Origin of the sequence: Zhaonella formicivorans (assembly GCF_004353525.1) — a bacterium.
Lineage (GTDB): Bacteria > Bacillota > DUOV01 > DUOV01 > Zhaonellaceae > Zhaonella > Zhaonella formicivorans.
The window spans coordinates 2,468,793-2,494,911 of sequence record NZ_CP085524.1 but is presented as its reverse complement, the minus strand read 5'-3'; the positions used below and the strand labels follow the sequence as shown (position 1 = coordinate 2,494,911).

The window sequence follows — 26,119 nt, the reverse complement described above, 5'->3', positions numbered from 1 at the left end:
CTGCTCCATAATGCATGCGGGCTGATAGCAGTTTGTCGACGGTCTGGGAGGGGGACATTCCCCTCCTTCACTGTTCTCAGAAAATATATGGTCCGGCAAGCAGCAGCATTAAAAAGGTGGCCATGGAAACGGCAGTTTCGACGCCAAGGCCGACCAGGAATGGTTTAATACCCGCCCTCATTTCCGCAAAACGGGCTCTAAAACCTACTCCGGCAAATGCCATCAAAAAGGCCCAGCTGCTCAGGTTTTTAATGGCAGTTATATTTTCTTTGCTAAAAAAGCCCAGGGTGGCCAGGACAGAAAAGAGTAAGAAGCCGATTAGAAACTTTGGAAAACGCACCCAAAGAAAACGGCCTTTATTTTCCACTTCTGCGGTCAGCCCTTTGCGTGCGTAGGACAAGGCAAAAAGCAGAATTACGACACCCATCAGGGCATTCCGGATCATCTTGACGGTAGTGGCATAGTTACCTGCTGCTTCCGAAAAAGCAAATCCTGTAGCTACAGCTTCTGCTGTATTGTCAATTGACAAGCCGGCCCAATAGCCGAAAAACTGATCAGAAAGCCCAAGGAAATTAGCGAGCAGTGGGTAAATAAATACCATTGCCGCGCCGAAAATCAGGATGGTAGCTATAGCATAAGTTGATTCTTCTTCGTTGGAATCAATAGCTCCCATGGCACCCATGATAGCCGAGACACCGCAGATCCCGACACCGATTCCTATGAGGTCTCTAAGCTTTTCCGAAAGCCCGAACAACCTGCCGAAGAAACGGGCCGCTGCAATTGAAATCACTATCTCCACAATTACCAAACCAACACCGCTGAGCCCAATGGCAAAAACATCTTGCAGCGCCAGCCTGGCCCCCATTAAGACGATGCCGGCTTTCAACCAAAATTCGTAAGTAGCAATGCCAGGCTCCAAAAGTTTAGGTACGCCGACAGTATTGCTGATAATCATGCCGAAGGCAATTGCAAACAGCACGTATTCCATGTGGGGCACATATTTGGCGGCAATTTTACCTGCATATCCGACCGTCAGCAATGCCAGCAGCCCCGGGATATACTGCAGCCAGCGCCCAAAATTTTCTCCGGTAGGGTTTCCAACCCGTAAATCTTGTTCTCTGACAGCCATAGTTCCCTCTCCTTTACAATTATTTTGAGAGCTTTTGTTTTTACCAGGGCACGGAGCTTAAGACCCCTGCCTTAACCAGTACCATTAACCCTAAAGCAAACAAAACCGTCCACCAGTCCAAGGTTATTTTCATTGTTTCACCTCCCCGTCCAAGCTTAACTATGGTTAACCGATAGGCAAACTAGGCATTGAAATTAAAAAAATATCAGCTATTTGACGCGCCTAATTTTCACCCTGTAGGAGTCAGCGTCCTCTGGTGTAATGGAAATCACTTCCTGACCTTGGGACCGGAAGCTGGCAGGCACATTATTTATCGGTTCGCCCTCATCCAGTATCACTTCCAGCACCTGACCTTCTTCCAGCTGCTCCAAAGCTATCTTGGCACGGACAAAGTTCATAGGACACTTAACGCCGCGCAAATTTAACTCCGGCGGTTTGTTGAAAGTACATGTTTTTTGCTCAGCTTGGTCTTTCAACTTGACAGGGAAATTCAAAGCTGCGTCCATGGAATCATACAAAGCTTGCACCTCATCTAACAAAGCCCTGATCCTTGCTTCCTCATCCAGCAGCAGCTGTGCTTTTCCACGCAGCGCAGAACGGGCTAAAAGCAACAGCTCCAGATGTTTTTTATCTGCTAACCCCTGGTCGATAAAATGTCTCTCAAATTCTTTCAGGGCCACATCCGGGTTGCCCGGTTCGATTCCTCTGGTTACCAGCAGGGCTCCGGCGGCCAGGACAACAGCATGGAGGAGTTTTTGGGCACGCTCCGAGGTCTCTTTTACAAGCTGCTTTGCGTCCAAGAACTCTGCTTCTGCTTTTTTCAGTTCCTGAGCTATTAATTCAAAAATACCGGCTCCGCACTCGCCCGGTCCCCTGCCGGCCAAAGAAAAATCTTCCTCTGTCCCAAAATCTCTGTAAAAGTCAGGTGCCTCCTCTGGAGCAGGGATTACCGAGTATTTCCCGGTGAGCTCTAAGGCCAGAGCTCTGCCTCGTTGTTCCCAGTAAGCGAGAAAGCCCTGCGGGCGCAGCTGGCTATTGGCGTAATCCTTGAGCAGTTCCACGGTAAATGCCGGAATATGTTTTGCAGGAAGTTCAGCCAAATTTTGGGAGAGAGTGGCACCGTCCTTTCCTGCCTGGCCTCCTGCCACTATGGTATAACACGGGTAGCTGCGGCCATTTTTTCGCCTTGCTGCACCGAAGAATCCCAGCGGGGCGATAGCATGTTGCCCGCAGTTGTTGGGACATCCGCTGGTATGAATTTCGATTTCCGAGAAAACTGAACGGTCAAGCCCCGCCTTCAAAGCTTCCTGGCTGATGGCCGCATTCAAGTCCTGGGAGCGGCAGATGCCGAGACGGCAAGTGGCTGCCCCTTTGCAGGACACCAGCAGGGATTCGCCGTGATGAGGGACGGTCACGTTCTGAGAAAGGTTTTGTAGCTCATGGTAAAGAGATGCTAAATGGGCTGCCGGAATATAAGGTATAAGCAGGTTTTGCAAGCGGTCTGTCCGGAGTTGCGAACCTGCATGGCGTTCTGCAGCTTCTGCCAACCGTTGCAGGTCGTCAGCAGCTAAATCACCGCGCTGGATAAGGACCGTAGCCAGGAAAAAACCTTCCTGCCGCTGGGGCCTAACAGCGATTTTCCGCCACTTTTCAAAGGCATCCCCGTCAATGTGGACATCAGCCGGCGGGGCTGCTGGCGGAAGCGGCTCTGCAGCCAGCTCCACCGGGACTGCGTTGGGTATGCCCTCCGCGGTTACCTTAAGCAATTCCTGTTCCAGTTCATGTAAAAAATTGTCAACGCCCAAACGTTCAACCACAAAACGCAGCCTGGCCCGGTGGGGATTGCGGCGGTCGCCGTATCTAAGAAAGACCCTTTTTACAGCTTCCGCAACCCGCAGGAGATCTTCAACGGGGATAAAATCCTTGAATAGTTCAGCCACACGGGAGCGCGTGCCCATACCGCCTCCCACATAAACGGCAAAACCCTTTTGTCCGTTCCTGATTTTTGCTAAAAAGCCCAGATCGTTTACCTGGGCCAGCGAGCAATCAGTGGCGCAGCCCGAAAAAGCAATCTTGAATTTTCTCGGCAGATTATAGGAACTTTGGAACGGCAATAAGTAATTTGTCAATGCCACGGCATATGGCTGTGGGTCAAACACTTCGCCCGGCAGCAGGCCCCCATGAGAGCAAGCGGTGATGTTGCGTACTGTGTTTCCGCCGCCACCCAATGGAGTCAGTCCGACTTCCAATAGGCCCTTCATAATGGGGTAAGTGTCTTCGATTTTTACTTCGTGGAGCTGAATATCCTGCCTGGTGGTAACATGGACCCTGCCGTTGGCATAGCGTCGGCTGAGTTCCGCCAGTTTTTTAGCCTGGGACGACCATAAAAATCCTCCCGCTACCCTAACCCTCACCATGTACAGCCCATGTTGCCGCTGTTCATAGATACCCCGCGGTACCCGCCTGGCTTTAAACAGGTCACTGGACAGTTGGCCGGAAAGATAGCGCTCTACGTCTTTGGCATGCTGTTCTATTTCATCAAGAACATATTGTGGAATTGCATATGTTTTATGCATTTAATTCCCTCCCCCGTTTGATAATTTCTATTTGTTGTTCGCTAAAGTCCCCGTTTTCCCGCCTGAAGGCCCTCAGCTTACCCCGATGTTCTTCTGCCAGGGAAAGAATGGCATAGCTTACATTGGGCATATACGCCAGTTTCTTGTCTTCTTCGGACATCCGTGGCGGAGTTGCGGGATGGCTGTGCCAGATGGCCACGATTTCCCACCCGTGCCGGCGCATTTCTCTGACAGCTGCAAACTGCTCGACCGGATCCATGGAAAAATGTTCGGAACTTTTGTCCACGTTGGTCAGGGGATAAAATTCAGTAACTACATTGTTTTTGCCAGCCAGTAAACCGCATGCTTCAAGGGGAGCATGCTTTACGGCTTCTCTAAAGAGCCTCTGGTAGATATCCTCAGGAATTTTAAGCATTGGCATTACCTGTTGTTCCTTTCAGTGTACAAAAGACTGGCTGTTCATCCTGCAGCTCCGTAATGGTGGGACGGTCACCGCAAAGGGGACAGTCCGCGCTGCGTTTTACTTTGATTTCCCTCGTTCTCATAATCAGTGCATCGTAAGTTAACAGCCTGTTGGTCAGCAGGTCCCCTGTACCCAGCAAATATTTCAGCGCTTCAGTAGCCTGGATTGTGCCCATAACCCCGCCCAAAACTCCAAGTACTCCGGCTTGAGCGCAGGAAGGAACTGCATTGGGCGGCGGAGGTGAAGGGAAGATACACCGGTAGCAAGTAGTTTCTCCCGGCAGGACAGTGATGGTTTGCCCTGCAAAACGTAAGATCCCGGCATGGGAAAAGGGTTTACGGGCAAAGTAGCAAGCATCGTTGACCAGAAATTTGGCAGGGAAGTTGTCAGTTCCGTCAATGACAAAATCGTACTGAGCGATGATTCCTACTGCATTATTGGAGGAAAGAGGCTCAGTATAAACTTCCACTTTCACGTCCGGGTTGATAGCACGCAGTTTTTCGGCGGCGGATTCGGCCTTTAGCCGACCAACATCTGCAGTGGTATGGACAATTTGTCTTTGCAGGTTGCTTAAATCCACCCGGTCAAAATCCACAATTCCGATCCTTCCCACTCCGGCAGCAGCAAGATAATAGGCGGCGGGAGAACCCAGTCCTCCGGCTCCTACAATAAGCACGCTACCGGCCAACAGCTTCTGCTGGCCTTTTAGCCCTACCTGTTCCAAGATAATATGTCGGCTGTAGCGCTCCACTTGATCCGCTGTCAATGTCACTGCAGCCACCTCCTCAGGGTGGCTGCCTCCACCCATAAAGTACATAAAATCAACTCGGTCGCCATCCCGCAGTCTGGTGACGGAAAAAGCATCGCTGCGCACAAATTCTTCATTTAACTGTACTGAAACATACTGCGGCATTTCAACCTTCTCAATTTCAAGCAATTCCTGAACAGTGATTTCGTTACGGACCTCCTTGCTTTCTCCGTTAATGATTAGTTTCATATTGTTCCTCCCTCCATAAAATGTTTTGCCCTAATGCGTATGATCGGACGGTTTTTCCAAAGAGCGGGAAAACCAACTAAACCGATCAGAATTATATAATTTATTAAGCAGATTATACTCTAGTCTTCAACTGGTGTCAATAACTGGAAAGGAATTTTGTTGCCTGAAAATTAAAGCCGGCAATAAAAGCAAAAAGTTGCTTTTACTGCCGGTTTTACTATACTTGGGGTATAAATTTTTTCAGAACAAGAAGATGGCTCTGCAATCTTTTAAATCACTTCTTAAAGCCATCCCAATGGACAATTTCTTCTAATTTCTTTCGTTTGTTGGTGTGACGGTTTGGGTCTGCCGGTCCGCCAGCCTGGAGCGAAACCTGTCTCGCTCCATAATACATTCGAACTCATATTTGCTTCTTTTTATTGTTTACTAGACGAAACAGAAATTTCTGCTTACTTTTAGATTTTAAAGTGGGGCTGAAATAGGCATCATACGACGTCGAGATTTAGCATGGGGAACTTTTATGGCACGGGAAACGTCTTAAGATACGGTGTAAGGGTAATTACATTTCACCTGGAGGGTTGGCAAATCGACATTTACCAGCTTGTTAGCTTTTTAGATTGTATGGCAGGAAGAGGGGGACTGCATTTGAAAAAAATAATTATTTTTGTCTTAGCTATTGCTGTACTAATGGCGTGGCCAGGTCCGGCATCAGCCCAAGAAATCAGCTTATACCTGGACGGGCAGGAGGTTGACTTAGGGGTAAACCCTGTTTTGGTCGACGGGCGGGTTTTAGTACCGCTGCGCTCGGTCTTTGAGCGTTTGGGGGCAGAAGTTAACTGGAATGAATTCTTGCAAAGGGTGGAGATCAAGCGGGGCAGTACGCGGATTCATCTCACCATCGCCTCTCCCGATGCTAAGATCAACGGAGTGAGCTACCAGGTAGATGTTCCGTCCCGCCTGGTTAACGGAAGGACTATGGTGCCGCTGCGTTTTATCAGCCAGGCTTTGGGAGCCCATGTGGTGTGGGATGGAGCTACCCAGGCTGTACATATCAATTCTCAGGTAAACAAATCACCCAAGGAAAGCTGGGGATTTTACGTTGACTATCAATCTCTGGGGTCGCTGCAAAATAACCTGGACAAGGTTAGTGCCGTATTGCCGTTCTCTTATACTGTGAGCGGCGATGGGAGCGTGCAGGAAAAAGTATTTTTTGCGCAAGGGTATGAATTGGCCAGGGGGAACGGAATTCCAGTCTACGCTGTGATTTTCCAGAACGACAAACAGACCCTGCATGAACTGTTAAGCAGCGAAGAGTCCCGGGCTAATTTTATCGAGTCGGTTTATGGGGTTCTGGCAAACAGGCAGTATCAGGGGGTTAACCTTGACTTCGAAGGGGTTAGCGCTGAGGACCGAGATAACTATACGGCGCTGGTTAAAGGTTTGCACCATAGGCTCAGTCCAGAAGGCTATAAGCTTTCCCTGTCGGTCCCGGCTAAAATCCACGACAATTTTAGCTGGCAGAAAGGATACGATTATCAAGCGCTGGGTGAAGCGGTCGATTACCTGGTGCTGATGGCCTATGACCAGCATTATAGCGGCGGTGAACCCGGACCGGTGGCGGCGCTGGGTTGGGTTGAGCGGGTAGCCAGCTATGCTGCCAGCCAGGTTGCTAGCGAAAAAATCATCCTGGGTTTGGGCTTGTACGGCTATGACTGGCCGGTAGGCGGAAAAGGCAGAGTTGTGGATTTAGAGCAGGTGAATACTTCGGTGGATTCAGGTTCGCCCGTTTGGGATGAGGAGGCATACTCCCCCGGGCTGCGGTACTTGGACAGCGAGGGAGTTATGCATGAAGTGTGGTATGAAAACGATTTAAGCATCATGGGAAAACTGGAATTGGTGAAAAAATACAAGTTGGCCGGATTTTCTCTGTGGAGGCTAGGACTAATTCCTGCACCTGTTTGGTCAGCCATAGCAGAAAGTAATAACTGAAAAAAGCTCCTCCTTTTAAACGGAGGAGCTTTTGGCGCCAAGAGCTCTGAGATGGGGTAAATAGACCAGGATAAATAGCAGCAGCCCGGCCAAAGGAATCAGCGAAGTTCCCAAATAAACCGCCCTAAATCCCACAAACTCGCTTAAACCGCCCAGTACCGTTCCCGCACTGACTCCTAAATCGAAAGCGGTTGTAAAAAAGCCCAAAGTAGTTCCGCGCTGGTGGATAGGAGTATGGATGACTACTAGAGCGCTTAATACAGGGTAGAAAGCGCCGTAGCCCAAACCGTAGATGACAGCCACTGTAAGCAGCTGCCCCATGGTATTGACGATACTCATTAGAGCTAAAGATAAAATCAGCAGAAGCATAGAAATTATGACCAGTGTACTAAGATGTTTTTGTCCCAGTTTACCCGTAAATACTCGGGTGAAGACAACGGTTAAAGTGTGCAGCACGAAAAAGTTTTCGATATTAATTATTCCCCTGCTGTGCGCAAAGAGGGGCAACATGACGCTAATGGCCCCGAAAGTGATAAGCCCGCAGAACAAGGTTAAAGTGGGCAGCAGGATCTTCTTGTCGGTGATTACCTTGAGGTAGGGAATGGATTGGTTTGCCGGATCCTTTGCAAGCGTCGGCTCTTCAATCCGGCGGGTTATGAACAGAGCAATAACAGCAATCAGCACCGAAAACCAAACGAGCAACATGAACCCGGCGCTTTGGTAAAAGCGGGTGCCTACTGCCGGGGCAATTCCCTTGGCCAAGATAATGGCTATACTGAACCAGCCTACTACAGAGGCTACCATGTGAGCTGGGGCTATGTCAGCCACATAAGTGGTGGATGATGTGGTGTAGCTGCCCATGGCAAATCCGTAAAAAATTTGAATAAAAGCCAGAACGGCAATACTGGTTCCCCAAAAATAGAACAGTGGTGTTACCAGGTAGATTAGAATGGAGATTAGCATCACTTTTTTGCGCCCGTAGACATCAACCAGCTGGCCGCTGATCGGGCGCAAGATTAAAGAACTGATGGAAAAGATGCCCATGATCAAACCGATCTCGAACTTATTGGTCCCCAAAGTTTGCATATAGAGGGGCAGGGCCGGCAAAAGCAAGTAATAAGTGCTTAAAAATAAAACGGTGGCAAGCACCGTTTTTGAAAAATTGCGATGGTAAAATTTACTCGAAGTTGAAAGTTTATGCAATTTAATCGCTCCTTTGCCCTGACTTTGTTACCGAGGTGTCTTGGATTGCCAAGGGCAGTATTTTGTTTTCCCCATTTAGAGGGAAAGTTCCATGATTTCCGCCATTTTAGCGCAGAATAATGCCAGACTGTCTTTTATTTCCGGCGGCACTTTCTTTAAATAGGCGGCAAGTTCTTTGGAACGATGGAAATTAGCGCTCTCCACTATGGCCAGCCCTTTTTCGGTGGGGCGGATCCAGACGACCCTCCTGTCACCTTGGTCCTGCTGGCGTTCCACCAGTCCCATATTTACCAGCCGGTTTATCAAACCGGTGATTGCACTCAGAGTTACGTTTAAAGTGGAAGCAAGATCAGTTACTGTTAGTTGCTTTTCCCTGGCAATATAACGTAAGGTGAAAAATTGTACCCCCGTTAGACCGTCGTCCTTGGCGGTCGAAACCCGAAGCCTGTGCAGAAGTTCGGAAAAAACCAGATCCAGTTGTAGGGCCAGTTGTTCTTGCGTCATTTCCATAGGCCTCTTTTCCTTTCTACTCGATTATAAAAAAACGGTATTTTATCCAAGTTAAGTATATCGGCGAAAAAACGGGATGTCAAGACTCTCTAAAGATTCCCAACGCCTGTTGTCAATAGTATTTTGCAATTGCGGGAAAAACTATTACAGCTAATTCCAGACAGAATGGTGGGAAAAAATTGGCTAAAGCTGTGAGAAAACAATTTTACTTAAGGCCTGAACAAAGCAGGCTTCTGGCGGAAATTGCCCAAAAAAACGATTTATCCGAAGCGGAAGTTATCAGAAGGGCTTTGGAAGAATATATGCTGAGACAGTTTTCCATGCCGGCGGGAGAACCCATTGCTTCTCTGGCGGGGATCGCGGCCAGTGGCAGAAAAAGAGGAGAATATGACAATGAACAATGAAGCAGTTTTTGTTGACACCGGAGCTTTTTACGCATTAATCGACCGTGACGATCCTTACCATGTGGTTGCTTATAAACAGTGGTCCGAGCTTTTGAACGAAAAGAGGCCTATCATTATAACTAATTATATTGTAAGCGAGACTTATACTTTATTAAGGTATCGCCTAGGAGCGACGCCCAGTCAAAAATTTTTACAAGTTTTAGAGGATAGTTCTAACTCGGGTCGAATAGAAGTAAAATTAGTGAACAGTGATGTGGAGAAAAGTGCCAGGGAATTGCTTATAAACTTTAAAGAGTATGATCTTTCTTATACTGATGCAGTAAGTTTTGCGCTGATCAGGCACTACCGCATTCCCCAAGCATTCTCATTTGATCGTCACTTTAATTTGGCAGAAGTTGCTATTCTGCCGGAAATTGGTAGTGGAACCACTGGAAACAACTAAAACAACCACTAAAAATTCTTGTGAGAAGTGGAGGAAGGAAAATGATTTTGACTACTACGCAGAACATTGAAGGCCGGCCCATAAAAAAATATTTAGGGATAGTTTCGGGCGAAGCTATCATGGGGGCTAATATTGTGCGGGACCTTTTCGCCAGCATTACCGACATTGTGGGTGGGAGATCGGGAGCTTACGAAAGCAAATTGGTGGAAGCAAGACAGTTAGCTTTAATGGAGATGGAGCAACATGCTAAAAGATTAGGCGCTAATGCAGTGGTAGGCGTTGACATCGATTACGAAGTGGTCAGGGAAGGAATGCTGATGGTCACTGCTTCCGGAACTGCCGTATTGTTCGAAGAGGATATTTAGCCATCAGCAATCAGCCGTAAGCTTTTAGCAATTGGCTAACAAGAGGTGAATAAGGTGGGAATCAAAATAGCCAGGGCGGGCTTAATTGCTGCAATTTACATAGTGCTGTGCATAGCTTTGCAACCTTTGTCTTACGGAGTAGTTCAGATCAGGTTTGCAGAAGCGCTGACCCTGCTACCCATGCTCTTCCCGGAGGCAATCCCAGGGTTGTTTATCGGCGCATTGGTGGCCAATCTTTATGGGCCGGTGGGAATGGTAGATGTAATAGGCGGTAGCTTGACTACTTTGGTGGCGGCCTATGGTACCTATTTTTTTAGGAATTCTGTTTTAGCCTATTTATCCCCTGTTGTTTTAAATGCAATTTTTGTCAGCCTATACCTTCACCTGTTTTTTGAATGGCCTTACTGGGCCACTGTCCTCAGTATCGGCTTAAGCGAAGCTTTGGTTGTATTTACTCTGGGGCATCTGCTTATTACAGTTTTAAAGAGGTATAAGCGGGACAGAAACTCATTTTTAAAGTGAGAGTTAGAATCCCCTCAAATCCTGCTGTTTGGAGGGTTTATTCATGGGTGGCCTGCTTACGCACAATGTCTTTTTTAAGAAATTTTTTACCGGTGCTGTATTGCCGGCTTTTTTTCTCTTTGGAACGTTGTCAACTGCTGAAGGCCAGGTGCCCGGTTGGCAGGACTGGAGCAGCACCAGGAAGCAGATGCTAGAGCAAAGGCAAGCAGCTTCCCAAGAGGAAAAATTAATAATGCAAGAACTGCTGCAGCTTAGGATGAAGATGGATAAATTGACCCAGCAATTAAATGAACTTCAAGAGCGGATGGACCAAAACAAGAAGAAGATAACCATAACCAGCGAGCAGATAGGGGCCACTGCATCGGAATTAAAGACCCGGCGCCAATTTTTGAACCGGTGGCTTCGCTCCTACTACGTCAAAGGGACCTTATCATACTTGGGGGTAATCACGGGCGCCCAAAGTTATGGAGATTTTATTGCCAGGTTCCGGCTTGTGCAAAGGCTGATGGATTATGGCATCGCTTTAATTAACCAGACCGCTTCTTTGGACCGGCAGCTAAGGCAGCAGCAGGAACAGCTGATGGTACAAAAAAACCAACTGGCGAAAACATACGAAGAAGTGCGGCAAAAAAATGAACTCCTGGTAAAAAGTAAAGTTGAGAGGGAAAAAGCCTTGCAAGCAGCCAAACAGCTTTCGCTCGAAACATATCAGAGGCTGCTTTTATTGGAAAGAGAATGGGCTAAAATTTTTCCGCAGCTGGATTATATTTTGCGTACATTCCCAAACTTGCCCTGGCATAAAATAGAACCAGATAAGTTGACTTTTAACCTGCTGCAAGCTACTGCCAGCTTTGAGATTGCAGAGGAAAACTTAAACCGGCAATTGACGGCTGTGGATTCCCGCCTGCAGGACTTAAAATTTGAACTGAACAGCGATAGCTTCTCTGTGACCCAAAAAAGTCAGCGAGACTTGGGCTTTAAAATCTGGGGCCGCTTGAAACCGGAAGGAAGCAGGATTGTTTATTTGCCTCAAGGGTTGGAAGTGGCGGGCACCCCTGTGCAGCACGAAGTTTTTCAAATTTTGCAGCAAGACTACTCCCTCACCTTTAGTTTGGGGAGGCAGTGGCAGGGGCTCAGGGTGCAATCTATCGAAATTATGCCAGGAAGAGTGAAGTTCACGGTAGCCCTCAATCCGAATGATTAAGATTGTATACCGTATTATTATTCGGTTTTTCTTGACAAATAACCTGTCAGCCGCTAAAATGTATTTGTCGTGGAAATGTGCTGAGTTTATAAGGGTTTAAGACTCAAATAGAAGCGTAGGTTCCTCTATTTGGGTTATTTTTATGCCCATATGTCAGTCACCAGTCGCCAGTCCCAAGTCACTAGTATTAAGTCTAACTGGGGACTAGGGACTGAAGACTCGGCCAAAGGTCGGTGCTGGGGACTAACAACTAGCAACTAGCAACGTAAATAAAGGGGGGTAGTCCGGTGAAGACTAAATACGATGTTATAATTGTAGGAGCTGGGCCTGCCGGCATTTTTGCAGCTTTGGAATTGACCAAGTTAAATGAAAATTTAGAAATACTCATAGTCGATAAAGGAAGGAATATTGAGAAAAGGGTGTGCCCCGCAAGAAAAACAGGTGTCTGCGTTAATTGCGATCCATGCAGTATTACTAGCGGATGGTCAGGAGCAGGAGCTTTCAGCGATGGCAAGCTCAGCAAGTCTCCACTGGTAGGAGGCCGGATCACCGACTATATGCCGGAAGACGAAGCCCAAAAGCTTATTGACTATACTGATCAAATTTATTTGCAGTTTGGGGCCAGGGACTTGGTACACGGTCTGGACAGCAAAAGGGTTGATGACATCATGTACGAAGCTTCTAAATACAGTATTCAGCTGATACCCTGCGCTGTAAGACATTTGGGTACAGAGCTGGCTTTTGAAGTGCTAAGAAGCATGTATTTGCACTTGATTGCTAACACTAAAACCGATTTCGAAGAGCTTACAGTAGTGCAGGATATCTTGGTAGAAGACGGTAATGTGACAGGTGTGTTGCTCCAGCAAAAAGGAAAAGAGCCGGTTGAAGTATCTGCTGGCTTTGTGGTAGTTGCGCCCGGCAGAGGAGGGGCCGATTGGCTGGCCAAACAAACCCGAAAGCTGGGAATTAAAACTGAAAACAATGAAGTGGATATTGGCGTCAGGGTTGAGGTGCCCAATTCCATTATGGACCATTTGACTAAGGACCTGTACGAAGCAAAGCTGGTTTATTATTCAGATACCTTCGACAACAAAGTCCGGTCGTTTTGCATGAATCCGGGAGGGGTTGTGGCCGAGGAGCATTATGACGGCGGCATTGCGGTGGTTAACGGCCACAGTTACGCAGATCCCAGTTTAAAGACCAATAATACCAACTTTGCCTTGCTGGTATCAACCAAGTTTACGGAACCGTTTAATGAGCCTATCGAGTATGGTAGGTATATAGCACGGCTGGCCAACATGTTGACCGGCGGCGGCGTGATGGTGCAAAGGCTGGGCGATGTATTGAAAGGAAGGCGCACAGATTATGACCGGCTGAAAAAGTCGACAACCGTGCCAACCTTGAAAAACGCTGTGCCAGGTGATTTAAGCTACGTTTTACCACAGCGTTATCTTACCTCTATAGTGGAAACTTTAAGAGCCTTCGATAACATTGCGCCGGGAATTTACTCCAGGAATACTTTGCTTTACGGTGTAGAAGTTAAGTTTTACTCTTCTAAAGTGAAAGTGAACAACAAATTCGAAACTGATATTCGTAACCTGTATACTATCGGCGACGGTGCAGGGATTACCAGAGGATTAATGCAAGCCTCGGTAACCGGAGTTGTGGTGGCTCGGGATATCGCCGCAAAAGCGTAGCGGTCCCTGGCAGCGGCTGACGCCTGGTCATTGGTCAATAGCTATTAGCTGCCAGCCATCAGCTTTCAGCTATCAGCAATTAGCCGTTGGCTTTTTCCCGCCAAAGCCATATATGCAACTAACGACTAATGACTAAGGACTAAGGATCGGTAGAAGGCCGACGCTAAGGACTAACGACAAATGACTAACGACTAAAACGGGGGTGCTGTGATGACTACAGCGGTACTAATTGGGGCTCAATGGGGCGACGAGGGAAAAGGAAAGATAACTGACTATTTAGCGGAGCAGGCTGATGTGGTGGTACGGTATCAGGGCGGGAACAATGCCGGCCATACAGTAATAGTGGGCGAAGAGGAGTTTAAGCTGCATCTAATTCCGTCAGGGATACTCTATGCCGACAAGATTTGCGTGATTGGTAACGGTGTAGTGGTAGATCCCCAGGTGCTTTTGCAAGAAATAGAGCATCTGGAGGCAAAGGGGATTAATACATCCAATCTCCGGATCAGCAGCCAGGCCCACTTGATTATGCCTTATCATAAAAAAATTGATGAGGTGGAGGAAGAACGCCGGGGAGCGGCTAAAATCGGGACCACGAAGCGGGGTATTGGCCCCGCCTACATGGATAAATTTGCCCGCGTCGGCATCAGAATAATTGATCTGCTTGATAAAGAAGAATTTGAGAAGCTGTTAGAACGCAATCTGCAAGAAAAGAACCATTTGCTGAACAAAGTTTATCAGACTGAAGGATTCAGCACGGAGGAAATTCTGGCTGAATATTTGAGTTACGCGGAAAAGATCCGTCCCTATGTGGCCGACAGCTCTTTTATTATCAACGAAGCCATTAATGCAGGCAAACATGTGCTCTTTGAGGGAGCTCAGGGTACTTTGCTGGATGTGGACCATGGCACCTATCCCTATGTAACTAGCTCCTATCCGGTAGCAGGCGGGGCCTGTATAGGCGCGGGGGTAGGACCTACCAAAATCTCCAAAGTGGTTGGCGTGGTGAAGGCATATACCAGTCGTGTAGGCGAGGGACCTTTTCCCTCTGAACTGTTTGATGAAACAGGAGCCCTCATTAGAGACATAGGTAAAGAATATGGGACAACTACCGGTCGTGCCAGGAGGTGCGGTTGGCTGGATGCGGTGATTTTAAAATACTCGGTGCGCGTCAGTGGTATTGACGCAATTGCCTTAACCAAACTGGATGTGCTCGATACCCTGGATACCATTAAAATATGTACCGGTTATGAATATGAAGGCCAAAAGATTACCGAATTTCCTCATAGCCTAAAAGTACTGGCTAAATGTAAACCAATTTACGAGGAATTGCCAGGCTGGAAACAGGATTTAAGCAGCGCACGGCGCTATGAGGACTTGCCAGTTAATGCCAGGAACTATATCAAGAGAATAGAGGAGTTATCCGGAGCAAAAGTTGCTATTATCGCTGTTGGTCCGAAGCGCACGCAAACTATAATGTTGGAACCTATATTTTAATGCTTTTTTAAGTCCGGCAGGAATGGAGAATGTCCAATCAGCCGGGCTTAGTTTATGCTGCAACTGGAATTTCAGCCGGTTTTTCTTATACTTTTCAGGAGCATTAAGACATTTTTTGCAGGAATATGGGAAGAAAGCTAGAAATTAACTATGGAAATATACTTGTTTAAATTAAGAGAATTGCTACCTTCAGAGCCGATTTGTCCTGGATGTGGTCTTGAGGCTGCTTGAAATAAGGGTCAGGGGGCGCGGTTATGGAACAAAATAGAGCTAAAATCATGGTTGTGGATGACAGCAAACTGGAGCGGAAGTTGATGGCCGCTTACCTGATGCCCCATGGTTACGAGGTTATTGAGGTGCAAAACGGCAATGCAGCTTTAGATACTGTAAAAACCACACCGCCCGACTTGATCGTCTTAGATTTGATTTTGGAGGGTATGAGCGGTTTAGAAATTTGCCGGGAATTAAAACAAAGCGAAGATACTAGACTCATTCCAATAGTTATGGTTACAGCTTACGGTGATAAACAATCCCGTATAGAAGGACTGGAAGCGGGGGCCGATGATTTTCTGATTAAACCCGTAGACAGAGGAGAATTGGTGGCCAGGGTAAAGTCACTATTAAAAGTAAAAGCTTATTATGAATATGCCCGCTTAAAGGATTATTATCAAAACCTGGAAGATGCGGTTAAAGAAAAAACAGCACAACTAGAAAGCGCTTTAAATAAACTGCAAGAGGCCAACCTTAGTTTGACACAAGCCTATCTCGATACCTTGTACCGTTTATCTGTTGCTGCGGAATACAGGGATGAGGATACGGCTGGGCATATTAAAAGGATCAGCCATTACTCTGCGGTTATAGCCGCAAAATTGGGAGTATCTCCTGAGCTCACGGAAATGATCTTTCGGGCCAGCCCGTTACATGATGTGGGTAAAATCGGCATACCTGACCACGTGCTGTTAAAGGCAGGCAAATTAAGCGCAGCTGAATGGGAAATAATGCGCAGGCATACAGTGATCGGGGCTAAAATATTAGGGGGTTCCAATAACCGGCTGCTCCAGGTGGCTGAGCAGATTGCTATTTCCCACCACGAAAAATTTGATGGCAGCGGATACCCTTTTGGACTGGCGGGGCAAAAGATACCATTGGTTGGCAGAATTGTTGCCCTGGCAGATGTATTTGACGCCCTTACCAATAAAAGAGTATATAAGCCGCTTTACAGCAATGAAGAGGCTTTGCGTATAATTCGCCAGTCTTCCGGAAGCCATTTCGATCCTGAAGTGGTGGAGGTTTTCTTTAAAGCCACCGATGAGATATTTGAAATACAGGCGAATTTTAGGGATGATAAAACCGGACTTCTATCTCACCCCGATCCGGTAAATAAGGTAAGTGGTATGCTGCAAGCGGGAGCGTGGTATCTGGGGAGTTATTCTAAGGAAAAGTGAACGTTTTTGGCCAAAAATTTTAAAAAAGGTGGTTGACATAAGTTTGGAACTATAGTATCATATGAACCTGTGAGACCCATGAGCCATTAGCTCAGTCGGTAGAGCACCTGACTTTTAATCAGGGTGTCCCGCGTTCGAGTCGCGGATGGCTCACCATTTTTATGGCCCGTTGGTCAAGTGGTCTAAGACACCGCCCTTTCACGGCGGTAACAGGGGTTCGAATCCCCTACGGGTCACCACATGCTGCTGTCAGCCAATAGCTTTTAAAAAGCCTGCTTATCAGGCTTTAATTTTTCTAAGTGATGTTTCGTATGCATCCAAAAGAATGTCAAACATGCTTTTAAAGAGTACTAAGCTCAACAAAGCTGAAGGCTGATAGCTGACAGCCGATGGCTAATCCTGCCTCGGTAGCTCAGTTGGTAGAGCAGAGGACTGAAAATCCTCGTGTCGGCGGTTCGATTCCGCCCTGAGGCACCATCTTTTCAACTAAATCCACCGGCGTTAGGTTCTAATCTACCATTTGACTAATTTTCATTGCGGATTTATAATAATATTGCGTGTAAGCAGAAAATCCCTAGCACTAAACAGAACATAGATGCGGAAGTAGCTCAACGGTAGAGCATCGGCTTCCCAAGCCGGGGGTTGCGGGTTCGAATCCCGTTTTCCGCTCCAGAAAAAACGTCCATTGTGGACTTTTTAGACCGTCGACAAACTATTAACAGCCAGCATGTATTATGGAGCGGTACTGGTTTCCACAGCCGTCGGCAGCGGAGCTGAAGGTCAACGGCGTAGGAGCTTATTAATTGGGGACATTCCTCAGCTAAAGAGAACAACATGCATAAGAGGTGTGTCCCCTGACCGCTGCTCGAAATAATACATGCTGGCCCTGTCTACAAGCTGAAACGTCCATTGTGGACGTTTTTTTAACTCTCGGCGTCAACCAGCGCTCCTGTAGTCAAGCCCCGGAGCGTCGACGGATTTTTAAATAATATCAAAGAATTTTGCAGGGAAATATTCCTAAATGTAGTACTCTTATAATAGAATAATTAGAGAAGTTATTTTTACTAATGCGGCAAGCCGTTATTTTATTTTAGCCTGGCCTTAGGGGGAATAATCATGTCATACAAGGTTTTAGTCGTGGAAGATGACCGGCCTACCCGGCTTTTATTTGAAGCCTGTTTAGGTTCAAACGGTTACGAAGTCAGGACGGCTGGAGACGGGCAGAGTGCTTTAACCTTGTTGGCACGGGAAAATTTTGATGTGATTTTACTGGATGTTGTGCTGGAGGATACTGACGGCTTTACGCTCTGTGAAACCATCAGGCAATCATCCCAAGTGCCTATAATTATTGTTACTGCTAAAAACGAGTCGGAAAACATTGTCAAGGGTCTTGGGCTTGGGGCTGATGATTATATAATTAAGCCATTTAACACCCAAGAGCTGTTGGCCAGGATTGCTGCGGTACTTAGACGTTCTATCTTTAGAGAAGAGATGTCCAGTAAACCGGTTTTGCAAGTCGGGGATGTGGTAATGGATTTTTCCGGGCACAGGGTTATAGTTAAAGAACAGGAAGTACGCTTGACTCCCACGGAGTTTAAATTATTGGCCCGGTTGATGGCGAATGCAGGCACTGTATTGTCCCACAGCGAGCTTTTAACCGCAGTCTGGGGTGCCGAGTATGCTAACGACACCCACTACCTGCGGGTTTGCATAGGGAGGATTAGGCAGAAGTTAAACCTTGCCGAAGACGAACCAGGTTATATCAGGACGGTGCCCACTGTAGGCTATATGGTAGTGGTATAACTGAAATGTAGTATTACTTTAGGGTCATTCATTAGTCCCTAGTCCCAAGAATCGGCTAACAGCCGAGTCCTGAGTCATTAGTCGTTAGTCCCTAGTTGCATGTATGGCTTTTACAGAAAAAGCCAAGGGCTAACTGCTGAGAGTTGAGAGCTGATGGCTGACGGCTGAAAGCTAATGACTAACGGCGGCGCAGCTAGCTGGCGAATGAGGACTGGGGACCGGCCGAAAGGACGCTACTGGCGACTAATGACTGGAAGCGAATGCTGTGATATAATAATTTTGTTATTTTTGCAAAAGGAGGAAATCTCATGACACAGAAGCGGGTACATATTAAAACTATTGCCTCTCCTGCATTACAGCAGACAAAGCTGACAGGTGGCTGCGGTGCCTGCCAGGTATCCTGCCAGTCAGCATGCAAAACATCCTGCACAGTTGGCAATCAGGTCTGCGTTAAGTAAATTGTGTGGAGCCCTATCCCTATGATAGGGCTATATTTTTGCACTTTCAGGAAGTGAGTTGATCGGACTTTTGTTATTCACCAGGGATTAATTTTATTTAGGGAGGTAAACAGATGGACTATTTCAACGTTACAGACATCCACCGCTTCCAATGCGGTGATCTATATATCGTATTGGATGTAAATAGCGGCTCCGTGCATGTGGTAGACCAACTGACTTGGGATGTGCTGGAGGCTCTGGAGCAAACTTGTGGCCAATGGCTGCCGGTTCAGCGCCGCTTGGAAGCTGTATATGGCGCCGAGGCTCTGGAAGAAGTAAAAGCTGAGCTTGACGCTTTGGCAGACTCTCAGGTATTGTTCACAGCCGATGACGGTGAGCACTGCCTGCCGGATGCACCGGTAGTCAAATCCCTTTGTTTGCATGTGGCCCATGACTGCAATTTGCGTTGCAAGTATTGTTTTGCTTCCAGCGGCCACTTCGGCGGGGAAAGGTTGTTAATGGACCCGGCAACCGGGAAAAAGGCGCTGGATTTTCTTCTGGCCAATTCCGGCAGTCGTAAAGTTTGCGAAGTGGATTTCTTTGGCGGAGAGCCGCTAATGAATTTCCCCGTTGTTCAAGAACTGGTGGCTTACGGTAAGGAAGCGGCAGTAGGAGCCGGAAAATCTTTTAAATTCACGCTTACCACCAATGGAGTGCTTTTGACCGAAGAAATTGAAAAGTTTTTAAATGAGGAAAACATCAGCGTTGTTTTGAGCATTGACGGTCGGCCCGAGATCAATGACCGGATGCGTCCAACCGCAGGACGGCGTGGCAGCTACAGCCAAATTGTTCCTAAGTACAAAAGGTTTATCCAGTCCAGAAACAACGAAGGGTATTACGTGCGGGGCACATACACGCGGTACAACCTGGACTTTAGCAGCGACGTGGTCCATTTGTTTGATCTGGGTTTTACCCATCTTTCTGTAGAGCCGGTAGTTGCACCGCCTGAAGAGGACTATGCTTTCCGGCCGGAAAATTTGGATATCCTCAAAGAGGAATATGAAAAGTTAGCCCAAATCTACCTGGAACGGTATTTCGCCGGGCAGGAGATGGATTTTTTCCATTTTAATGTTGAACTGGATAAAGGCCCATGCCTGCCTAAAAGGTTGACCGGTTGTGGCGCCGGGTACGAGTATCTGGCAGTGACACCGGAAGGGGACTTTTACCCCTGTCATCAGTTTGTAGGCAGGCCTGAATACTTGCTGGGAAATGTAGAACAAGGGATTATCCGACCTGACTTGAGCAACAGCTTTCGAGAGGCCCATATTTACAATAAAGAGGCATGTCGGACATGCTGGGCCCGCTTTCATTGCAGCGGGGGGTGCCATGCCAACGCCCATGCTCATAATGGAAACATCTGGCAGCCTTATGAATTTGGCTGTGAATTGCAGAAAAAGCGTCTGGAGTGTGCTATCTACGTCCAGGTAATGAAGCGCTTGGCAAGCACGAAATAAGGCTGCCCTTGGCGGCAGCCTTTTTTTAGCCATTAGTTATCAGTCCCCAGCACCGTCCTTTGGCCGAGTCCTTAGTCCTTAGTTGCATGTATGGCTTTTACAGAAAAAGCCAAGGGCTAACTGCTGAGAGCTGACGGCTGAAAGCTGAAAGCTGAAAGCTGAAAACTAACGACCGGCCATAAATAATGCTTTTAAGCTAAATTGTGGCAGGAAAATGGCTGCCGGCGGCGAATGTTATCAAATATGGTTTTTATACGGCAGTTATTTTTTTTGGCCCGGATGGACAACCTTGCCAATCAAAAAAATCCCCTTTAGACAATTTTTGGCAGAAGACGTATGGTAATGGTAACATTTTGGGCATATGATATATTGAAGGAAAAGGAGGGATGTGATGTTCGCCTTTACCAAAGAGGACATTGCTAAGTGGCGAGCAAAACAGAGTACGCTAATTAATCGCTTTGTAAAGTCCAGGTTTCCAGTGAATGTAATTGCAGGAGTATTAATCCTGGCTTTGGCTATAGGTTTATTTGCCGCGTATAAAAAACCTAACGCCTATGCAGTGATACTCGACGGGCAACAAATTGCTATAGTTGAAGATCAAGCTCTTGTGGATAACGCTTTACAAAAAATTTTCAAAGAAAGTAAGAACTTAGCTGAAATCGGTTATCAGGGCAAACTGGAATTCCGCCAAGTTAAGGTTGATCAAAGTGAGCTTACCGGTGCCGCCCAGTTGGAGACTGTGTTGCGCGATAATTTAGTATTTACCGGTCAAGGTATCATGATCATCGTAAACGGGGAAGTTGTGGCCTCTGTTGCCAGTAAAGCGGTTGCCAATGAGATTTTAGAAGAAGTCAAAAAAGCATATCTGCCCGAAGAAGACGAAGACCACAATGTTGTTGACGTAAGTTTCGCAGAGGCAGTTGCTTTTAAAACCGCAGAACTTCCGGTGGCCCAAATTTCCTCTCCGGAAAAAGTTAAGTCGCTCCTTTTGCATGGTGTCGAGCAGTTGGAAACATATGAGGTGGTAGAAGGGGATACTCTTTGGACTATTGCCCGGGCAAACGGGATGAGCGTAGAGGAATTGCAGGCCGCCAACCCCGATCTTAAATCGGAAAAGCTGTCCATAGGGCAAACCCTGAAGCTGGTTAAAACCAAGCCGCTCTTGAATGTGTTGACAACGGTGAACTATAAGGTGACTGAAAATATACCTTTTGAAGTGAAAGTGGAGCGAGACAGCAGTTTGTATCGGGGTCAGGAGAAAGTCAAACAGCCCGGGGTCAACGGCCAAAAAGAAGTGGAATATAAAGTGGTAGAGCGCAACGGTATACAGGTGGCTAAAGAAAAATTAGCTGAAAAAGTTGTGCAAAAACCTGTGACTAAAGTTGTTGCCAGGGGCACTAAGCTGGTGCTGGCTTCCAGAGGTGACGGTGGCTCTGGCCAGCTGGCCTGGCCGAAAATGGGTACCATAACTTCCGGGTATGGCTACCGGGGACGCGAGTTTCATAGCGGTTTGGATATAGATGGCAGGACCGGCGATCCGATTCGGGCTGCGGAAGACGGTGTGGTTACTTTTTCAGGTTGGTCCGGCAACTATGGTTATATGATTGCCATAGACCATGGCGATGGTTTGGTGACCAGGTACGCCCACAATTCCAAAAATAAAGTAGAGGTGGGCGATAAGGTAAAAAGAGGAGAGATCATCGGGCTTGTGGGCGATACGGGCAGGAGCACCGGCTCCCATGTGCACTTTGAAGTGTTGGTAAACGGAGAGTTTCGCAATCCATCCCGTTACCTTAAATAGCTTTTGAAATCCTTACGTAACACGTAAGGATTTCATTTGTATATGACGCTTTCGCTTATTTGCAACTTAAAGGGCTTCAGCAGATCAATATCTTGCATAAAATGGCCAGATTGCTTTCAGGCTATAGTGAAGGGGAAATAATTTTATAATTACAGGGGTGAATAGTTATGGAATATGATTTGGTGATTATCGGAGGAGGGCCGGCAGGTTTAACTGCGGGTTTGTATGGGGCCAGGGGCGGGCTAAAGACTTTAATGGTCGAAATGGGAATGCCGGGCGGACAAGCTGCCAATACGGATATAATCGAAAATTATCCCGGTTTTCCCGATGGTATCTCAGGACCTGAATTAATGCAAAAGTTTATGGAGCAAGCCATGCGCTTTGATTTGGAAATTGCCATGGGTCTAGTTAAAGAAGTGGATTTAAAAAGCGACCCGAAAAGGGTAATCACCGATGAAGGCCAGTACCTGGCGAAGACAATAATAATTGCCAGCGGTGCCCGTCCTAGAAAGCTGGGAGTCCCGGGCGAAGAAAAATTCACGGGGGCGGGAGTATCCTATTGCGCAGTCTGTGACGGTGCCTTTTTCAGGAATAAAAAAGTGGTGGTGGTAGGCGGCGGTGATTCTGCCCTTGAGGAAGGCATTTTCCTGACCAAATACGCCAGCGAGGTACTGATTATGCACCGGAGGGAAGAATTTCGGGCTGCCAACGTCTATCAAAACAGGGCCCGGGAGAATCCGAAAATCAGCTTTAGGTTAAATTCAGTGATCGAAGAGATTGTTGGGCAGAACAAAGTTGAAAAAATCAGATATAAAAATGTGCAGACGGGAGAAATCAGCGAAGAAGCAGTAGACGGCGTGTTCATCTTTATAGGCACCGAACCAAATACCGAATTTCTTGGTGGCCAGGTGACAATGGATGAACGTGGGTATATCATTACCAATGATGTTATGGGTTGTTCCCTCCCGGGCGTTTTTGCCGCCGGTGATGTTCGCCAGAAAACCTTGCGCCAGGTCAGCACGGCTGTGGGGGACGGGGCGGTAGCAGCCATGAGCGCCGAAAGATATCTGATTGAAAGCGAGCAAAGGGGGTAGCGTCAGCGCTACCCTTTTTGTCCGCGCTGAAAGGAAAAGCTTGACTGGCGGAGCGGCATTGGCTACTATAATCAGCAGCAGGGCATTACCCCTGCAGGGTATGTTGTATATTGTTGCAAATTATGTTTAAACTATTAGCAAGGAGGTTTTGCAGATGCCGCATGCTGCTGAAAAGATAGAACCCGGTGTGGCTGACCATAAACTAAAAAAACTAACATTAAAAGTGGAAGGCATGACCTGCGCCGCTTGTGCCGCCAGAGTTGAAAAGGGCTTGAGTAAGCTCTCCGGGGTCAGTGATGCGGCGGTTAATTTTGCTGTGGAAAAAGCATCGGTTTCCTATGACCCCGCACAGGTTACCCCTGAAAAGCTTGTTCAAACCATTGAAGGGCTAGGTTATGGTGTGGCCAAAGAGAAGACGGAACTGCAGCTTAAGAAGATGACCTGCGCCGCTTGTGCCAACCGCATTGAAAAGAAATTGAACAGTTTACCGGGCGTTTTTAAAGCTAACGTCAATTTTGCCCTGGAAAAGGCCACGGTAGAGTACAACCCGGAAGAGATCAGGCCGGCGGATATGAAAAAAGCGGTCGTGCAACTGGGTTATGATGCCGAAGAAGTCAGGGCGGTTAATCCTGACCGGGAGAGGGAGGAAAGACAAAGAGAAATCGCGAGGCAGAGGACCTGGCTCATAGTTTCCGGCCTGCTTTCCCTGCCGCTCCTTTTTGCCATGATTGCTCATTTATTTTCCCTGCACTGGTACCCCATGGTCCTGATTAACCCGGTGTTGCAGTTTGTGCTGGCCACTCCGGTGCAGTTTGGCGCCGGTTGGCAGTTTTATCGGGGGGCATACAACGCCTTGAAAAACGGCAGCGCCAACATGGATGTTCTGGTGGCCATGGGCACATCGGCTGCTTACTTATACAGCGTTTATAATACCTTTGTAACCGAAGGCCCTCTCTACTATGAGACAGCGGCGGTTTTAATAACCCTGATTATCCTGGGTAAAATGCTGGAGGCCATAGCCAAAGGGAGGACCTCGGAGGCTATTAAGAAGCTGATGGGATTACAGCCGAAAACCGCCAGGGTCATGAGAAACGGGGAAGAACAAGATATACCCATTGAAGAGGTGGAAGTTGACGACTTGATCCTTGTCCGCCCGGGCGAGAAAATCCCGGTGGACGGTATCATTACCGAAGGCAGTTCCGCCATTGATGAATCCATGCTCACCGGGGAAAGTTTGCCTGTGGATAAAAAGGTTGGTGACGAGGTTATCGGTGCCACGATTAACAAACATGGTTCTTTTAAATTCCGGGCAACTAAGGTTGGCAAAGATACTGCCTTGGCACAAATTATCAAAATCGTGGAGGAAGCCCAAGGGTCAAAAGCCCCTATTCAGAGGATTGCAGACGTTATTTCGGGTTACTTTGTACCCGGCGTGGTGGTCATAGCAGTCATTACCTTTCTGGCCTGGTATTTCTGGGGAGCGCCGGGGGATTTCCCCAGGGCGTTGACCTACTTCACTGCAGTACTGGTAATCGCCTGTCCCTGTGCTTTGGGTCTGGCTACGCCTACTTCCATCATGGTAGGAACGGGTCGGGGTGCGGAAATGGGAATCCTGTTTAAAGGCGGTGAACACCTGGAAAAAGCCCATCGCCTGACGGCTGTTGTGCTGGATAAAACCGGCACCATTACCAAGGGTGAACCGGAAGTCACCGATTTAATTTCTCTGGGTGATCTGGAAGCGAAAGACCTGTTGGGTTTGGCAGCCGCGGCGGAGAAAAACTCCGAGCATCCCCTGGGACAGGCAATAGTAGATAAAGCTAATGCGGAGAAAATTAATCTCCTTGAACCGGAGTCTTTCAAAGCAATACCCGGCCATGGTATTGAGGCGCAAGTTGCAGCTAAAAAGGTTCTTTTGGGCAACCGCAAGCTGATGCGAGAAGAGGGAATAGATTTGGGGGCTTTCCTGGAGAAAGTGGAGGCTCTGGAGAACGAAGGCAAAACAGCCATGCTGATGGCGGTGGAAGGCAAGCCGCAAGCTGTAATAGCTGTGGCCGACACCGTGAAAGAACATTCCAAGGAAGCAATCTCAGCTTTGCAGCGCATGGGAATCGAGGTCTGGATGATAACCGGCGATAACCGGCGCACTGCAGAAGCTATTGCCAAACAAGTGGGAATAAAAAACGTCCTGGCTGAAGTTTTGCCCGAGGATAAGGCTAACGAGGTGCAGAAGCTCAAAGATCAAGGCAGGATTGTGGGCATGGTAGGCGACGGTATTAACGATGCCCCGGCCCTGGCCACAGCCGATATCGGCATGGCTATTGGTACCGGGACCGACGTGGCTATGGAAGCTGCAGACATCACCCTGATGAAAGGGGATCTGCGGGGCATTGTGGCCGGCATTGCCTTGAGCAGGGCAACCATGCGCAACATTAAGCAGAACCTGTTCTGGGCGCTTATCTACAATACCTTGGGCATCCCGGTGGCTGCTTTTGGCTTTCTGTCGCCCATTATCGCGGGTGCAGCAATGGCCTTCAGTTCGGTTTCCGTGGTTTTCAATGCATTACGCCTGAAGAAATGGCAATTTACCGACATTTACTAGAGTCCTTAGTCGTTAGTCCTTAGTTGCATGTATAGCTTTTATGGACTTTTAAAACCGTTAATCACTAGTCATCAGTAATTTTCAAGCCAGCAGGGAATTGCTGACAGCTGATGGCTGACAGCTGAGAGCTGACAGCTGAAAGCTGAAAAACTATAAGGTATTATCACGGGGAGGAATTAATCATGCAGGAATTAGTATTGAAGATTGAAGGTATGAGCTGTAACCACTGTAAAATGGCTGTGGAACAGGCTTTGAAGACCTTGCAGGGGGTAAAGTCGGCGGAAGTTGATTTGGGTTCAAACAGCGCCAAGGTAGCTTTCGACCCGCAGCTGGTTGATCGGGGTAAACTGAAACAGGCTATTGAAGAAGCGGGTTATGACGTAGTGGATTAAACAAAAGCCGGGGTGTCCCGGCTTTTTTAACACCAACAG

At 47.6% G+C, this 26,119-nt stretch carries 22 protein-coding genes, 4 tRNA genes and 1 pseudogene; 20 read left to right on the top strand and 7 right to left on the bottom strand.

The window, feature by feature from the left end; translation table 11 throughout:
- Positions 1-76: 76 nt before the first annotated feature.
- The 5 genes and pseudogenes from EYS13_RS12190 to thiS all read right to left on the bottom strand — a co-directional run.
- On the bottom strand, positions 77-1,129 hold the full coding sequence (locus EYS13_RS12190; RefSeq protein ID WP_227763038.1) for a YeiH family protein: 1,053 nt from the start codon (positions 1,127-1,129) through the stop codon (positions 77-79).
- Positions 1,130-1,338: 209 nt separating this feature from the next.
- Complete coding sequence (locus EYS13_RS12185) at positions 1,339-3,705, bottom strand: sulfurtransferase TusA family protein (RefSeq protein WP_227763036.1); 2,367 nt, start codon at positions 3,703-3,705, stop codon at positions 1,339-1,341.
- A complete protein-coding gene (locus EYS13_RS12180) occupies positions 3,698-4,120 on the bottom strand; it encodes a M67 family metallopeptidase (protein ID WP_227763027.1) in 423 nt (140 codons plus the stop codon). Before EYS13_RS12180 ends, EYS13_RS12185 begins: the two co-directional genes overlap by 8 nt.
- Positions 4,113-4,976, bottom strand: coding sequence for a HesA/MoeB/ThiF family protein (locus EYS13_RS12175; RefSeq protein WP_423055348.1), 864 nt, complete (start codon positions 4,974-4,976; stop codon positions 4,113-4,115). The genes EYS13_RS12180 and EYS13_RS12175 overlap by 8 nt, the downstream gene beginning before the upstream one ends.
- Positions 4,977-5,165 (bottom strand): annotated as a pseudogene (thiS, locus tag EYS13_RS16585) (sulfur carrier protein ThiS); the annotation flags it as partial.
- 645 nt (positions 5,166-5,810) lie between these two features.
- On the opposite strand from thiS, the gene EYS13_RS12165 reads away from it, so the two are divergent.
- Positions 5,811-7,154, top strand: coding sequence for a stalk domain-containing protein (locus EYS13_RS12165; RefSeq protein WP_227763025.1), 1,344 nt, complete (start codon positions 5,811-5,813; stop codon positions 7,152-7,154).
- A gap of 15 nt (positions 7,155-7,169) precedes the next feature.
- Here the strand turns inward: EYS13_RS12165 and EYS13_RS12160 are convergent, their stop codons facing one another.
- Together EYS13_RS12160 and EYS13_RS12155 are read right to left on the bottom strand one after the other, a co-directional pair.
- On the bottom strand, positions 7,170-8,357 hold the full coding sequence (locus tag EYS13_RS12160; protein WP_227763023.1) for an MFS transporter: 1,188 nt from the start codon (positions 8,355-8,357) through the stop codon (positions 7,170-7,172).
- 75 nt (positions 8,358-8,432) lie between these two features.
- Positions 8,433-8,861 (bottom strand): MarR family winged helix-turn-helix transcriptional regulator, encoded by a 429-nt coding sequence (locus EYS13_RS12155; RefSeq protein ID WP_227763021.1) that lies wholly within the window; start codon positions 8,859-8,861, stop codon positions 8,433-8,435.
- Between the two features lie 185 nt (positions 8,862-9,046).
- On the opposite strand from EYS13_RS12155, the gene EYS13_RS12150 reads away from it, so the two are divergent.
- From EYS13_RS12150 to EYS13_RS12060, 19 genes are all read left to right on the top strand, one after another.
- Positions 9,047-9,271, top strand: a complete 225-nt coding sequence (locus tag EYS13_RS12150) for a ribbon-helix-helix domain-containing protein (RefSeq protein ID WP_227763019.1) — start codon at positions 9,047-9,049, stop codon at positions 9,269-9,271.
- A complete protein-coding gene (locus EYS13_RS12145; RefSeq protein ID WP_227763017.1) occupies positions 9,261-9,713 on the top strand; it encodes a type II toxin-antitoxin system VapC family toxin in 453 nt (150 codons plus the stop codon). The genes EYS13_RS12150 and EYS13_RS12145 overlap by 11 nt, the downstream gene beginning before the upstream one ends.
- A 41-nt stretch (positions 9,714-9,754) precedes the next feature.
- A complete protein-coding gene (locus tag EYS13_RS12140; RefSeq protein ID WP_227763008.1) occupies positions 9,755-10,078 on the top strand; it encodes a YbjQ family protein in 324 nt (107 codons plus the stop codon).
- Positions 10,079-10,132: 54 nt separating this feature from the next.
- Positions 10,133-10,600, top strand: coding sequence for a QueT transporter family protein (locus EYS13_RS12135; RefSeq protein ID WP_227763006.1), 468 nt, complete (start codon positions 10,133-10,135; stop codon positions 10,598-10,600).
- A 43-nt stretch (positions 10,601-10,643) separates the two neighbouring features.
- Complete coding sequence (locus tag EYS13_RS12130) at positions 10,644-11,804, top strand: coiled-coil domain-containing protein (protein ID WP_227762998.1); 1,161 nt, start codon at positions 10,644-10,646, stop codon at positions 11,802-11,804.
- A gap of 287 nt (positions 11,805-12,091) precedes the next feature.
- A complete protein-coding gene (locus tag EYS13_RS12125) occupies positions 12,092-13,501 on the top strand; it encodes an NAD(P)/FAD-dependent oxidoreductase (RefSeq protein ID WP_227762990.1) in 1,410 nt (469 codons plus the stop codon).
- Between the two features lie 210 nt (positions 13,502-13,711).
- Complete coding sequence (locus EYS13_RS12120) at positions 13,712-14,995, top strand: adenylosuccinate synthase (protein ID WP_227762988.1); 1,284 nt, start codon at positions 13,712-13,714, stop codon at positions 14,993-14,995.
- 254 nt (positions 14,996-15,249) lie between these two features.
- Positions 15,250-16,440, top strand: a complete 1,191-nt coding sequence (locus tag EYS13_RS12115) for a response regulator (protein WP_227762986.1) — start codon at positions 15,250-15,252, stop codon at positions 16,438-16,440.
- Between the two features lie 80 nt (positions 16,441-16,520).
- Positions 16,521-16,596, top strand: a tRNA-Lys gene (locus tag EYS13_RS12110).
- Positions 16,597-16,603: 7 nt separating this feature from the next.
- Positions 16,604-16,679: transfer RNA gene (locus EYS13_RS12105), tRNA-Glu, on the top strand.
- Positions 16,680-16,841: 162 nt separating this feature from the next.
- A tRNA-Phe gene (locus EYS13_RS12100) sits at positions 16,842-16,917 on the top strand.
- A gap of 120 nt (positions 16,918-17,037) precedes the next feature.
- Positions 17,038-17,112 (top strand) — tRNA-Gly (locus EYS13_RS12095).
- Between the two features lie 444 nt (positions 17,113-17,556).
- Complete coding sequence (locus tag EYS13_RS12090; protein WP_227762984.1) at positions 17,557-18,243, top strand: response regulator transcription factor; 687 nt, start codon at positions 17,557-17,559, stop codon at positions 18,241-18,243.
- 308 nt (positions 18,244-18,551) lie between these two features.
- Complete coding sequence (scfA, locus tag EYS13_RS12085) at positions 18,552-18,701, top strand: six-cysteine ranthipeptide SCIFF (protein WP_227762982.1); 150 nt, start codon at positions 18,552-18,554, stop codon at positions 18,699-18,701.
- 113 nt (positions 18,702-18,814) lie between these two features.
- On the top strand, positions 18,815-20,194 hold the full coding sequence (scfB, locus tag EYS13_RS12080) for a thioether cross-link-forming SCIFF peptide maturase (protein WP_227762975.1): 1,380 nt from the start codon (positions 18,815-18,817) through the stop codon (positions 20,192-20,194).
- A gap of 391 nt (positions 20,195-20,585) precedes the next feature.
- A complete protein-coding gene (locus EYS13_RS12075) occupies positions 20,586-21,995 on the top strand; it encodes a peptidoglycan DD-metalloendopeptidase family protein (protein WP_227762967.1) in 1,410 nt (469 codons plus the stop codon).
- A gap of 167 nt (positions 21,996-22,162) precedes the next feature.
- Complete coding sequence (trxB, locus tag EYS13_RS12070) at positions 22,163-23,089, top strand: thioredoxin-disulfide reductase (protein ID WP_227762966.1); 927 nt, start codon at positions 22,163-22,165, stop codon at positions 23,087-23,089.
- Between the two features lie 154 nt (positions 23,090-23,243).
- Positions 23,244-25,688 carry a heavy metal translocating P-type ATPase gene (locus EYS13_RS12065; RefSeq protein WP_227762963.1) on the top strand — a complete coding sequence of 815 codons (2,445 nt, stop codon included), beginning with the start codon at positions 23,244-23,246 and terminating at the stop codon, positions 25,686-25,688.
- 182 nt (positions 25,689-25,870) lie between these two features.
- Positions 25,871-26,080 (top strand): heavy-metal-associated domain-containing protein, encoded by a 210-nt coding sequence (locus EYS13_RS12060; protein WP_227762961.1) that lies wholly within the window; start codon positions 25,871-25,873, stop codon positions 26,078-26,080.
- Positions 26,081-26,119: the final 39 nt, after the last annotated feature.